This window comes from Paenibacillus camerounensis (assembly GCF_000723885.1).
Classification (GTDB): domain Bacteria; phylum Bacillota; class Bacilli; order Paenibacillales; family Paenibacillaceae; genus Paenibacillus_AQ; species Paenibacillus_AQ camerounensis.
Window position 1 is genome coordinate 1 of the sequence record NZ_CCDG010000081.1, and the last position, 14,007, is coordinate 14,007.

Here is a 14,007-nt window from a genome sequence, read left to right on the forward strand (position 1 = left end):
CTCCAATAAGGTTTTTCCGGGCGGCTACTTCACTCGAATAAATCCGAGGGAATAACCATCCAAAAACTATCGAAAAGAGCGATTGCTCATTTTGAAACATCTGACGAGAATTTGCATTCTCTATTTTGGATCTCACCAAAGTGATTTCCAGATACTCACTCGTTGTTCAGTTTTCAAAGATCAAGCTCGTTGTCGCTTCCGATGTTCTCGTCAGCAGCAACTCTTATAATATATCACGTTTGTTTCAGAAACGCAAGCTTTATTTTGAAATTTCTTTTTCAATCAATTTCTGATAAACTTTGACGCGCTCTAACAACGCTTACCTATAATACCCCACATCCATGACAAAAAGCAACCCCTTGAGCAAAAAAAGACACATCGCTTAAGAACTTAAGCAATGTGTCTTGATAAGACTATATTTCTTCCGTTATTAGTAGAACTTTGCAGGGCTATACTTGCTTGCAACTTTTGTCAGACCAACATCTTTGCTATTCTTAGCCAGTCCGGCATCCACTGTAGTATCAATTGTTACCCATTTGCCGTTAAGCAAAACTTCATTCCAGGCATGGTAGGTCGATACATAGCTGGTGTTGCCCATAACCAGTTTGGTCGGGATACCTTCACTGCGCAGCATTGTTGCGAACAGTGATGCATAATCATAGCAGATCCCTTTCTTAGTAAGCAAAGTGTTGTCATTGCTAGGGATATAGTCCGGTGTTACTGTAGCAGCCAAAGTGTTGTCATACTTAACGTTTGTTACGATGTAGTTATAGATTGCTTTAACTTTAGCTTCATCAGTAGTCAGACCCTGTGTAAGCTGTTTCGCTTTCAGTACGGCTTTATCGGAAGAGGTCCATTTAACATTCTGTACGGAACTCAGGTATACGGCGCTAGCATTGCTGAGGTTAAGCTCTACATTCTCGGAAGATACTACTTTGTATTTGTTGCCGGTTGTGTTCTCAAGAACGGATACTTTGTAAGTGCCGTTGCCTTGTTGCAGCGGGAAGGATTCAGTAGATTGGGAAGCATACAGGTTGTAAGTGTAGCTGTTGCTGTCTTTGGTGATCATAACCTTGATGCGCTTGTCAGCAGGTACATCATAGGATACTGCAACAACACCCTGGTCCAGCTTCGATGTATTCAACCAGCTTGAGTCTGCAGTTGCAGCAGAAGCTGTGCTTGTCTGAACGGAAGTAACAACTACGAATAGTGTTAACAGCATGAAATAAAATTTTTTCATGGATAAAACTCCTTTCGGTAGCTGGCTGCCATCCTTACGGGAAGGCCCTTTAGCTTTGCGTCCCTACCTTTCGATAGGTTTGCCGTTATCGTGTGCAGCTTTATCTCATCTCTCAATCTACCATATATACTAGATTCTGGATTAGATAGCCAACAAAAAAAGCCCTTCATTCGGTAGCTGGCTGCCATCCTCGCGGGAAGGCCCTTTAGCTTTGCGTCCCTACCTTTCGATAGGTTTGCCGTTATCGTGTGTGCTTTTATAGTTATATACTACCATATCTTTGCTCAGATACAAGACCTAAATTACTAGATTCCGAGCATTTTTTGTTAAAATTTTTTCTATTCTGCGCAAAATCTCTTCTTATATCTGTTTTTATGTCATTTTAGCATGAATAATCATCCGGTGAGTCGGGTTAACAAGCGGGTCGCAGGTAATCAGCGTTAGGATTTTGTCCTTATCATTTCCGTTAAGCACCGACACATCCGTCGGCTCTACAATAGAAATATCATAGACTTCGTACTCATATTCCTCAGCGCTCGTCTTAATCCGGATCGTGTCCCCGATCTTTATTTCATCCAGCCTGTTAAACAGTCTGCCTGCCGTTCTGGATCTATGTGCAGCAATAGCCGCATTTCCCGTTTCACCCAGCGGGGCTGTCTCCTTCATATGGGCGGCAGCGTGCTTCATGTTTGACTTGGTCGCACCTTCAAGAACAGGAAGCTTAAGGTCAATCCGGTCGATCTCGATAATTCCGGTGATTTTGCCGCCTACTGCAATCTCATCTGACGGCTCTGCTGACGGTGGTGCTTCTTCCTCCTGTGCCGATTCTTCAGCCAGCAGCTGGGTAACCTCGGCATAGGGCTTCTGCAAATCCGGTTCCGTTACCGGAGCAAGCTCTGTATAAGCCTGTTCTGCTTCCTCCAGCAGTTTCGCCTGCTGCCGGTCGTTATACCATTCGTTTGCTTTTGGATACAGCATGAAAAGAACGCCTGCCAATATAATTAAATAGGATAGCTTCCGCATGAATATCCCCCCGTTTGTCCCGGACAAGGTAACCCCCGCCCTGTAATTACTTAGAATACCCACATCCGGCTTCCAATAAAATTAATAATGACCGTAATTCCTGTAACCAGCACCTTAGCAATCAGCACCTGAATACCGAAGCTGCCTGTCAGCAGGTGCATCAGCAGCACTGAGATGCCCAGCACCGTCAGATTGAGGATGATAAATCTCACCAGCTGCATCTGGTCAGAGCCGTTTTTGCCAGCGTCCCGGTCACGGAAGGTCACTTTTTTGTTCCAGAAAAAGCTGTTGGCTGTACCTGCACTGTATGAAATCACCTGCGCAGGCGCATTCATCATGCCCAGTGAATGCAGCAGAGTAAATAGTGCAAAATCAATCAATGTATTAAGCAGGCCTACCGCATTGAATTTCAGAAACTGGATAAAGCCCTCATTCCGTTTTTTACCGCTCATTCCGTATACCTTCCCGTTTGTTAATGTACTCCCCGTCCTCATACCCCCGGGTCTCACGCACAATATACAGCGGCCGGTCCTTGGATTCATCGTAGATCCGGCCGATATATTCACCGATTACCCCGAGCAGCATCAGCACAATCCCGTTAAAGAGCAGATTCACACCCACAATGGAGGTCCAGCCGGGAACAGCCCAGGTTGTGAACAGCTTTTGGAACAGGATGAAGAACAGATATAAGAAACTTGAAAAGGCCAGAAAGAAGCCGACATAGGATGCAATTTTGAGCGGTTTATGGGAGAAGGAGGTGATGCCGTCCAGGGCAAACCGGACCATTTTCTTCAGCGGATACTTGGTTTCTCCGGCAAAGCGCTCCTCACGCACATATTCAACCATCGTCTGGCGGAAGCCTACCCAGCTTACCAGTCCCCGGACATAACGGTTTTTCTCCTTCAGGCCGCGCAGCACGTCGCATACCTTGCGGTCAATCAGCCGGAAATCGCCTGTGTCGGTAGGAATCTCCACGCTTGTCATACTGCTCAAGAGACGGTAAAAGAGCTTGGCGGTCACTTTTTTGAACAGCGTCTCTCCGTGGCGCTTAAGCCGCTTGGCGTAGACAACCTCATAGCCCTCTTTCCACTTTGCAATCATCTGCAGGATAACCTCAGGCGGGTCCTGAAGATCCGCATCAATAACAACTACCGCCTGCCCTTCAGCATAGTCCATCCCGGCAGTGATCGCGACCTGATGGCCGAAATTGCGGGAGAAGTCAACCAGCTTGACATTCGCGTCACGGCTGCTGATCCCGCGTATAATCTCAGCTGTGCGGTCACGGCTGCCATCATTGACGAAGACCAGCTCGTAGGAATCCCCACATTCGTCCATAACCTTTTTGAGACGCTCATACGTATGCTGAATGACTTCCTCCTCATTGTACATCGGGACAACTACACTGTATCTGGCTTTCACCTTTGTTCCTCCTAAAAGTTTTGTGAGCATGAGCTTCCCTGTGTTACTTCGTACAAAACTCGCTTCGAAAGCATACGCTTTGTTTTATGGAGCTTTGTTTTATGGAGCTTTACTTCATTGAGATGCTTCGCAATAAAACTCGCTTCGGAAGCATACGCCTAGTTTGTGAGCATGAGCTTCCCTGTGTTACTTCGTACAAAACTCGCTTCGAAAGCATACGCCTAGTTTTATGAAGCTTCACTTCATTGGAGCTGGCTGGCCCCGCTTAGAATACCCAGGACGGGAACCAGCGCAGCATGATATTTACGTAATCGGCACTAACCTGCATTCCTGATAATACCGGATAGAACATAATGAAGAGCACGGCGGCTGCCGCTACATAAGCATAACGGATTTTGGAGGCTCCGGGAACCTTGCTGTCCAGCAGCTTCATTACATAGACAATAGCCAGAATCATAAACGGTACCATTGCAAAATAGTGATACAGGAACGTCTCGCGCGGAACGAGCATCCATGGCACGTATTGCGAGAAGAAAGCGATCCATAGCATATAGAGGCTCTTCTCTTTGCTTCTGATGGTAAGCCAGACCGCACCCAGCATAGCGAAAATCCCGGTCCACCAGATCAGCGGATTACCCATAGTAACAATACTGCTCACCTGGCCTTCCGGCAGGCCTTCACCGCCGCTGAAGAACCAGACCGGACGTTTCATAAACGGCCATTCCCACCAGGAGGAGGAGAACGGATGCGTAGCTACGAGCTGGCTGTGATAGTTATACATGTTCTTCTGCGCATCAATCAGCCCTTTAATAGTATAACCCTCTGCCGTTACGGACAGCACCGGTATAAAGGATAAGGCGTACACTACAGCAGGAATAATTACAAAAAAACCGACGCAGCTTGCCAGCGTAATAATGGTGTTCTTCCAGAAAGACTGGTCGGCTGTACGGCATGCTGTCTTAATCTCCTGGTCACCCAGCTTGCCTTCGGCAAGCATACGCCCCGCCGCCTTATATTCCTTGTATCGTTCAAACAGCGATAACGCGAGCATAATCGCAAGGCCGGCCCCGCCGTATAACACAATCCACTTGGAGGCGACACCTATGCCGAAGAAGAGGCCTGACCAGAACAGCGGAACCAGCGTCCGCCACAACGGAACACGGTAGAAATTCATTGTAAAATAACGCTGCATGAAATAGAACATCAGCATAATAAAGAACACGCCGTACACATCAATAGTAGAGATACGCGTCTGGGTAAAATGCATGAAATCCATCGCGAATAATCCAGCGGACAGGGCCGCGTAACGGGTCGTGCCAAACAGCCGCAGCCCTATCATATAAATCAGCGGCAGCATCGCTGCCCCGAACAGGGTGCCGACAATCCGCCAGCCGAACGGATTGACGCCGAACAGCTCCATTCCGGCTCCGATCAGGATTTTGCCGAGCGGCGGGTGCGTATTCTCGTAAGCTACAATGCCGTGGAAATGTTCATACGCGGTACGGGCATGATAGATCTCGTCAAAATAGGTGCTGTTCATAAAATTAGAGTGTTCAGGAACAAGCGACTGCTCATCGAACAGATTGGCAGGCTCGCCTCTCTTGGCAGCCGCTCCGGCATCCGGTGTTACACCGGCTACGGGAAGCGGAGTTTTGCTTCCCCCCTGCTCATAGAACGCGATCTCATTCAGGGTGAAGCCGGGCGAAGTTACAGTAAGCTTCACATATCTTGCGGCTACGTTCAGCGGCTGGCTTTTCCAGATGAATACATTGCCGACATCCTCACTCACATCCAGCGGGCTTCCCCATACGTTCGGTGTTTCGCTGAATTCGAGCTTGAATTTGCCGGTGCCTACACCGCCGAATATCTTTACATTCTCAAGCTGTCTGCTCTGGCCAAGATCAACATAGAAGCTCTCGCCGCTGGCTGCCGGCTCCCATAAGGTTTCCGGCGCCTTGGTGGAACCAAGATTAACAAGGGCAATGACTGTATAGACTGCTGTAATGGCAAGCATCCAGATCCAGTCCTTACGCTGCAGCCTGAACTTGGACTTGCCTGCGGATTCAAGCGGCCGGATGCCTTCGGCTAGCGCCAGATCGGCTGCATAATGCTCAGCAGCTGTAACCGGAGGTGCAAGCGGCTTGATGTGTCTGCGGATATATACCATATACCCGGTATACAGCGTATAGGCCAGCAACCCGAGATTGGCAATGGAGGTTACAATAACAATTCCGTCTGTCGGCGGATTGCCGCCGGCATTGAGATGAGCCAGGGTGTAGCCGACATTGATGTACTGAGTAAGCGTAAAGCCCAGGAACATCGTCAGGAACCGGCGGTCCCTGCTCTCCATATAGCTGAACAGGCAGAGAATAAGGGCCGGATAAATATAACGCTCATGCATTTTGGTGCCCAGTACGAAGACAACAGCAATCAGGACGATTGCAATAAAATAAGACTTGGACAGATCCTTACGGTCTTTGCGGAATGAATAATAGGCTGCGGCTGCAACTGCGGCCAGAATAAAAATAAAGCCCCAGACACGGTAGGTTATACCCAGCCAGGTCACATCCATAGCCGACCACATCGGCCCGGTGAGAGCATACAGGTTGAACGCATTGACTGTCGAATACGGATAGGACGACAAAGTGCTCTTGTAAAGATCGATCAGCCCGATGAAGCCGCCGTTATTCCAGAAGAAAGGGGCTGCCAGCAGGATAAAGCTCCCGAGGCCGTAAAGTGCGCCGTAGGCCAGCTGCTTCCAGGCCTTGTGATGATAGAACGCGAACATCAGCACAGGTGTAAAGATTAGTGCCTGAGGCTTAACAAGCACTGCGATAGCGAAGAAGATCGCCGAACGGACAAAGGTTTTATCAGCCGCCCCCATAATGCTCAGCAGCAGGAAGATCATGAAGAAGGAATCAGCCTGTCCCCAGGCGGAGGAATCCATTAATACAGCCGGATTGAACAAATACAGCAGCATCAGGCCCATAGCCATTCCGCCGCCCAGCTTCTTGCGGCCAATCTTGTAAATAAGCCCGGCGAGAACAAGGTCAGACAGGATTGCCGGCATTTTAAACAGCAGCATCTCTCCCGCCGAACCATGGGTCAGGCCGAACAGGCCGCGAATCGCGCTCAGCAGGTATAGTATATATAGGTAGCCCGGCGGATAGTCCGCAAAATAGCCTTCCTCATAGAATCCGCCCGGCCCCCTGTCAACAAGACGCTGGCCCCAGGCAATAAAGGTATTCATATCATTCTCATAGCCTTGTGCAGTAACGCCAATCCAGATACGCAAAATGAAAGCACCCGCGAACGCTACATACAGCCATCTTGTATACACAATATCCGGCTGTCCCAGCAGCTTGTTGCTGCGCAGCCCTCTATTATAGATAAGTGCAAAAAACACGCTGAACACTGCTGAAATCAGCAGGATTTTGGCAGGTGAGACCTTATGGGGTACAGTTTCAGTACCACTGTTATCGGCAGGAGCCGCTGCCCCGGTGTCCAGAGAGATGAAGCCCGCTCCTTCCGGCAGCGTCTCCAGCTGCTCTACTGCCAGGTCATCAAAATAGGCTTTCCCTTGAATAAGGTTGGCATAGCCGCCCAGGGCCGCCCCAACGGCAAGCTCAGTCTGCTCACTTCCCGTCTGGCCGATGAACTCAAGATATTGCCATTCCCCTCCGGTATCTGTCGTAGCCGGGTAACCGCCGCCGATGCCGACCGGGAATATATTGGCCCCGAAGCCTTCACCTGCTATGCTGGCAACCTTGATATATCCGGAAATCTTGTAGTAGCTTCCCGGTGTGACGGTAAGGGTCTGAATCCATTTCAGATGATTGGGTTCAAAATTCTCAATAACAGCTGCTTTGCTGCCGGAATGAACCTCTTCAGACTGAACGGACAGAATCCCGGAGCCGTCCCCGGCAATCCAAGCATCCTTCGTCCAGACGGCCGGCGCCCCCTCTTCCCCGTCCTCGAAGCCGGGATTCTGCAGCAGATTCCCTTCTGCATAAATACTGGTTACCGGAAGTACGAACATCAGCAGCATGAACATAAAGACTGCGGCCGTGCGCAGGTTTTTCATCGTTTCAACCTCACCTCATCAATGTTAATCCAGCCGTTACCGCCGGTTATAATAATCTCTGCCTGATCTCCCTGATTAAGGGTTACAGCAGGAAGCCTTATCTCATGGTACGAATCTCCCGCAGTCAACTCTGCTTCTGCCTGCACGGTGCCGTTCACAAGCAGACTGATCTTCCCTCCGCTGCCGCCGGCGCTTGCCATGGCGGATAACGTATACTCACCCGGCACCAACTGACCCCTAAGGATCTGGCTGACGGTTTTGTCCGCCCCTGCATCCAGATAAGCCAGCGCCGTTCCCGAATAAGGGTTATTGCCGGCAATTCCCGTTCCCGCTGAGAATTCCCAGCCGGCATGACCTTCCTCAAAGCCTCCGTTAATCAGCCCGCTCCCCTCCGGCACAGCCTGAGAGGATTCAGTACCTTCATAATGACCGGTAGTGAGGACAACGTAATTGGCAAACTCCCGCACAGTATACTCTCCATTGAATGCTGCCGGAAGCCCCGACCGGCTGCTAAGCACATAGGCGGAGTTCTCTTCCAATACTGCCGGTTTGCCAAATCTGTATCTGCCGAATTCCGTGACCTGCTGAAACGCACCGCCGGGATTACTGTAGACGACCGTATCCAGGTAATCATTCGGATTAATCTGCTCATAGAACAGCACATAAATATAGGGCATGTTGATATCATCAGTTACGTATACATTCCCTCCGGTATTCCGGGAAGCATACCGGATCGCCTCCCCGGCAGACTCATGGAAGGACGGGCCGATCTGTCCGGGATAATCACGGAAATATACGGTGGTAAAGGAGCCGAACATAACGGCAAAGGCAGCCGCAGCGAGAATGCCTGCCGGCTTTATTTTGGAATAGAGCCAAATGAAGCCTGCTGCCGAGAGCATAATCAGCGGGTAGAACACAATGTTGATCCGGTTAATATTTACTGTTGTAATAAAGGCCATAAGCATCGCTGACAGCAGCCAGAGCAGCAGGATTACCCTGCCCGCTTCCTTCCGCCGGTGCTTCCGGACGTCCTGCAGCATGACAACCAGCCCAAGAAGCGCAAAAGGCAGGGCAAGCGGGTAAGCATAACCGTACCAGGATATAGAGTTCCACGGCAGACCGTCGCTTCCGCTCCATAGAACAGTTAGGAATTCACGGAAATTGCCTGCCGCTGTCTGAAGCAGCTGTCCGCCGAATACAGAGGAGATTTGCTCCACCCGCGGCGTCGTAAGCTTAGGAACCGTGAACAGCGGTGTGGTTACCGCCTGCAGAGCATTATAATGATTAATTACTATAAATAATAATATGGGCAGGGACAGCAATACAAACAGCAGGGCATTCCAGAGCAGTGTCCGGACCTTGAGCACCTTGCAATATAATAGAAGAATTGCTGTTGCCGCAGCAAACACAGGGACAAAGAAATACGCTGTACCGTATGCATATAACGATATAGCCAGCACTGCGGTGTAGGCGTAGGTCCAGCGGGAATCCGCAGACTGGACAGACCGCAGCAGGCAATAAACCGCGATCAGAATCAAGGTTGGAAGCAGATTGGATTCCAGTGCCCACCTCGACATCATGATATGCCACGGGTTAACGGCAATAAAGAACATGGCAGCGATGCCTGCCGCTTTTGCCGGAAATAAACGTTTCATAATTATATAGAAGAAAAACATTCCCGCCAGTCCCATAAAAACACTAAGTGCCCTTACAGACAGCGGCGTCAGACCGAACAGCAGAATAAAAGGCATGGAGAGATACGCATAAAGCGCATTTTGTCCGCTGCCCCAGGCTATAAGATGAACCGGTAGATGAACGCCGTTACGGTCTATCCCGTAATGCAGAATAGCATAGGCATCATAACCGATGGAAGCTTCATCCTGATTCAAGCCGGGCGGAACCGAACCTATGTACACAATCCGTACAATGGCCCCAAGCACGAACAGCAGCAGCGGCCAGGGGTTGTTTTTGCAGGAGTTAAATATCCTGGATAAGATGCCGGACAACTTACATCACCTCTTCAACAATATAATCTAAATACCGGATGATGGAAAGACTAAGCTCGGCTCTTTATTGAGGAAACAAGGTAATCATGAGCCGTTGGTCCGGAAAATAAAAAAAGGCAGCCCCCTCATCTCTGAAGGAGCCGCCGTGTTGTACTATAGAAGTTTAGCCTGCACTGCCGAAAAATACATAACGCGCAATAATCAGAACGGCCAGCACCCACATCATCCAGTGGATATCATATTTCTTTTTGCCGGCAATATTGGCTACACAAGCCAGAATAACATAAGTAACGATACCGAACGAGATTCCGTTGGCGATGTTGTAAGTGAACGGCATAATCGCGAAGGTCAGGAAGGCCGGAATAGCGTAAACCATATCCTGAAAGTCAATTTCGCGGATCGACTGGGCCATAAGCACACCGACAACGATCAGTGCTGCGGCAGTAGCCGAGCCTGGGATCAATGCAACAACAGGAGCCAGGAACAATGCAAGCAGGAAGCAGACACCGGTAGTTACAGCTGTCAGACCTGTACGTCCGCCTTCTGCTACGCCGGCAGCACTTTCTACATAGGCAGTAGTTGTGGAAGTACCGAGCATCGCACCGCCTGTTACAGCAATTGCGTCTACGAACATTGCATTACCCACACGTCTCTTGCCCTCTTCTTTGTTCTTCATAATACCTGCACGTTCAGCAGTACCTACCAGTGTGCCGAAAGTATCAAACAGCTCTACAAAGGTAAATGTGGCAATCGCGGATACGATACCGGTGTGCATGATGCCGTCCCAGTCAAATTCCATGAAGTTCAGCTGTGTGAAATCCGGAATCCAAGGCGTCTGCGGGCTGCTCAGTGAGCTGAAGTCAACAGCACCCATAAGAATAGCTACAAGTGTTGTACCCAGAATACCGAACAGGATTGCGCCGCGGACCTGCAGCACCATCAGGATGGCGATCAGCAGGAGGCCGATAATAACGAGCTGGACACTGGTGTTCTCCAGACTGCCCATATGAATGACTGTCTCGAAGGACAGAACGTCTGTGAATTTGTTAGCAGGAATGTCGCTGCCGGCTTCAACACCGATTGTCATCAGTCCGCTGTTTTTGAGACCGATAATGGTGATGAACATCCCGATACCGACTGTAATGGCATGCTTGAGACTGTCCGGAATTGCAGTAAGTAATATCTGCCGGACCCTGGTGACCGTTAAGAGAATGAAGATCAGACCGGAAATGAATACAGCGGTCAAACCCATCTGCCAGGTGAACTCATGCTCTGTTGTCTGCGAAGCCAATACTACGGAAGCAAAATATGCGTTAAGGCCCATACCAGGTGCCAGAGCTACCGGGAAGTTAATGAACAACCCCATGGCGATTGTGAAAATACCTGCTGCCAGCGCTGTTGCCAGGAATACGGAATACCAGCCCATATCAATCCGTCCGAAGGCAGTAAGCGTACCTGGGTTAACCGACAGAATGTAGGCCATTGCCATAAAGGTAGTAATACCGGCCATGATCTCTGTACGTACGGTAGTGCCGTTTTCTTTCAATTTGAAAAAGCGGTTCAAATGTTTCTCCCCCTAAGGTATATGTTTGTGTATGAGCGCACAGAAAGGCCGGTATCTGATCGACACCGGCCCGAAAAAAGAGAAGCTCCCTCATCTCCTTCTGCCTTGCGGGCGGGAAGGTTTCCATGGAATCGCTCTTTTTAATCGTAGCCAGGCCATTACGGTGACCCTGTAGAGACTTCCAGGCCAATCCCCGGAATTATACGAATAATTTTGCTGCTCAACGCTTTTTTATTTTAGGTGTAACTTACATGACTTGTCAATGGTAAATACGAACATTGTGCGTGATGTTTTCGTTATTGTTCGTAAATGAGGCGTTTTTATGAATGTGGTACAAGGAAAAAATTCACCCTTGCAGGTATCCTGTGGGGCTTTACCATGTTAATCCTAATGGAGTTCCTGTTTCCGGCTTTGGCCGGTGAAGAGCTCGAAATCAATTGGTTCTCCCCTCTCATCTGGTTTATCGGCGGATTACGGATAGAGAATATTTATCTGCCGTCAGGAGCAAATTAGCCAATTACTTAAAGGACACTAAGCCAACAATGACACTGGTTGTGGTTTCAGGTCTAATTAATACCCTATTCAAGGTAGAAATTGATGCTGCTGTGTCGTTATAAATCTTCAAGTAAACTTAAAAAAAGCTGAAAACCCAATGAATACTGGGCTTTCAGCTTTTTTTGATCTATTCCCACTCGATAGTCGCTGGCGGTTTCGAAGTAATGTCATACACGATGCGGTTCACGTTATCGACTTCGTTGACGATGCGGACGGAGATCTTCTCAAGCACATCCCATGGGATACGCGCCCAGTCGGCTGTCATGCCGTCGATGGAAGTAACGGCGCGGATACCTACGGTGTAGGAATACGTACGCTCATCCCCCATTACGCCCACGCTCTTCATGTTCGGAAGTGCGGTAAAGTACTGCCAGATTTCGCGGTCCAGACCGGCTTTGGCGATTTCTTCGCGCAAAATGTAGTCGGAATCACGAACGATCTGCAGCTTCTCTTCCGTAACTTCACCCAGTACACGGATAGCAAGACCCGGACCCGGGAACGGCTGACGCCATACGATTGCATGCGGCATACCCAGCTCTTCGCCCAGCTTGCGGACTTCGTCCTTGAACAATGTATTCAGCGGCTCGATCAGGCTGAATTTCATGTCTTCCGGCAGGCCGCCGACATTGTGATGTGATTTGATTGTCTGTGCTGTTGCTGTTCCGCTCTCTACGATATCGGTGTACAGTGTACCCTGAGCCAGGAAGGCGAAGTCGCCCAGCTTGGCCGATTCTTCGTCGAAGCAGTAGATGAATTCGTTGCCGATGATCTTACGCTTCTGCTCAGGATCGGATACGCCGGCCAGCTTGCCGAGGAAACGGTCCCGCGCATCAATTTTGATCACATTAATATCGAATTTGCCGACAAACGTCTCCATTACGCTCTCAGCTTCACCTTTACGGAGCAGGCCGTGGTCGATAAACATACATGTCAACTGGTCGCCGATTGCACGGTGAATCAGCATGGCTACTACGGAGGAGTCTACGCCGCCGCTCAGTGCGCACAGGACATTTTTGTCGCCGACCTTATCACGGATATCCTTGATTGCATCCTCAATGAACGATTCCATTGTCCAATTGCCTTCGCAGCCGCATACCTCGTACAGGAAGTTCGAAATCATCTCATTACCGTTCACAGAGTGGCGCACTTCCGGATGGAACTGCACCGCGTAGAATTTCTTCTCGTCATTGCTCATTGCCGCAATCGGAGCACTCTCGGTGCCGGCATCCAGCTTAAAGCCGCCCGGAAGCATGGCTACGTGGTCCCCGTGGCTCATCCATACGGTCTGTCTGCCGTCAAGACCTGCTGCAAGCACAGAGCCCGGCTGGAAATCTACATCCGCTTTGCCGTATTCGCGCTTGGCTGCGCGCTCCACCTTGCCGCCCTGCTGCTGGGCCATAAGCTGCATCCCGTAGCATATCCCGAAAATCGGCAGTCCCAGCTCATACACAGCCGGATCTACATGCGGAGCATCCTCGGCATACACACTGCTTGGACCGCCGGAGAAAACAATCCCCTTTGGTGAAAGTTCCTTAATCTTCTCTACTGGCGTATTGTACGGCAGAAGCTCGCTGTATACCCCCAGGTCCCGAATTCTGCGCGCGATAAGTTGGTTATACTGTCCTCCGAAATCGAGAACGACGATCATTTCATTTGGCTTATTCATTACGTGCCTCCCTTGATTATTGGATTCATTATACTCATGGTTAATTCTTACCGTCAAGGAAAGGCGGACAGGCAATTTATAAGCCTTTGGACCGGAAAAGCCCGGCCCTTTAAGGAAACCGGACTACAGCGCATATCCCTGAAAACCTGTTGGAAAAGCTGACCATTTCGCTCTCGGGCAGCTGATAACAGCTCAGGCCAGCCGGAAGGAAATCTTCAGGCATAGGCTGATAAAGGCGGCCGGGCCCGGCGGCAGAGCGACGGGCGCGGTTCTGGCGGCATTCTCCGGCGGGGCGGTGTCAGCAGAAACAGCGGGGGCCGGCGGCGGAGCGGATGTGCCGTACGCCAGGGCTTCCCACTGGCGTACAAACTGCCGGACCGCGGCGCGCAGCCGCGCGTCCCCGATAGCCAGGGAGGCTGCGGACTCCCTGGCCCGCACGCCCCGCGGGCG

9 protein-coding genes and 3 riboswitches are annotated in these 14,007 nt (G+C 50.1%); all 9 genes read right to left on the reverse strand.

Going from position 1 to position 14,007, the window contains the following annotated elements; genetic code table 11:
• Nucleotides 1–430: 430 nt before the first annotated feature.
• Nucleotides 431–1,240, reverse strand: a complete 810-nt coding sequence (locus BN3772_RS26335; RefSeq protein ID WP_042203318.1) for a transglutaminase-like domain-containing protein — start codon at nucleotides 1,238–1,240, stop codon at nucleotides 431–433.
• 13 nt (nucleotides 1,241–1,253) lie between these two features.
• Nucleotides 1,254–1,334, reverse strand: a riboswitch (cyclic di-GMP riboswitch).
• Nucleotides 1,335–1,409: 75 nt separating this feature from the next.
• Nucleotides 1,410–1,490: riboswitch (cyclic di-GMP riboswitch) on the reverse strand.
• A gap of 122 nt (nucleotides 1,491–1,612) precedes the next feature.
• Nucleotides 1,613–2,263, reverse strand: coding sequence for a class D sortase (locus tag BN3772_RS26340; RefSeq protein WP_042203319.1), 651 nt, complete (start codon nucleotides 2,261–2,263; stop codon nucleotides 1,613–1,615).
• A gap of 50 nt (nucleotides 2,264–2,313) precedes the next feature.
• The gene (locus BN3772_RS26345; RefSeq protein WP_042203320.1) at nucleotides 2,314–2,715 is read right to left on the reverse strand and encodes a GtrA family protein; all 402 of its coding nucleotides are present in this window, start codon (nucleotides 2,713–2,715) and stop codon (nucleotides 2,314–2,316) included.
• Entirely contained in the window at nucleotides 2,705–3,682 is a 978-nt protein-coding gene (locus BN3772_RS26350) for a glycosyltransferase family 2 protein (protein ID WP_086074769.1), read from the reverse strand. Before BN3772_RS26350 ends, BN3772_RS26345 begins: the two co-directional genes overlap by 11 nt.
• Before the next feature lie 265 nt (nucleotides 3,683–3,947).
• A complete protein-coding gene (locus tag BN3772_RS26355; protein ID WP_052380708.1) occupies nucleotides 3,948–7,766 on the reverse strand; it encodes a glycosyltransferase family 39 protein in 3,819 nt (1,272 codons plus the stop codon).
• A complete protein-coding gene (locus BN3772_RS26360; RefSeq protein ID WP_042203322.1) occupies nucleotides 7,763–9,772 on the reverse strand; it encodes a glycosyltransferase family 39 protein in 2,010 nt (669 codons plus the stop codon). Before BN3772_RS26360 ends, BN3772_RS26355 begins: the two co-directional genes overlap by 4 nt.
• Before the next feature lie 163 nt (nucleotides 9,773–9,935).
• A complete protein-coding gene (locus BN3772_RS26365) occupies nucleotides 9,936–11,336 on the reverse strand; it encodes an NCS2 family permease (protein WP_042172658.1) in 1,401 nt (466 codons plus the stop codon).
• A gap of 127 nt (nucleotides 11,337–11,463) precedes the next feature.
• Nucleotides 11,464–11,563: riboswitch (purine riboswitch) on the reverse strand.
• 455 nt (nucleotides 11,564–12,018) lie between these two features.
• Nucleotides 12,019–13,557 carry a glutamine-hydrolyzing GMP synthase gene (gene guaA, locus BN3772_RS26370; protein ID WP_042203323.1) on the reverse strand — a complete coding sequence of 513 codons (1,539 nt, stop codon included), beginning with the start codon at nucleotides 13,555–13,557 and terminating at the stop codon, nucleotides 12,019–12,021.
• Nucleotides 13,558–13,749: 192 nt separating this feature from the next.
• A partial coding sequence (locus BN3772_RS31105; RefSeq protein WP_209443711.1) for a hypothetical protein occupies nucleotides 13,750–14,007 on the reverse strand: 258 nt, incomplete at its 5' end.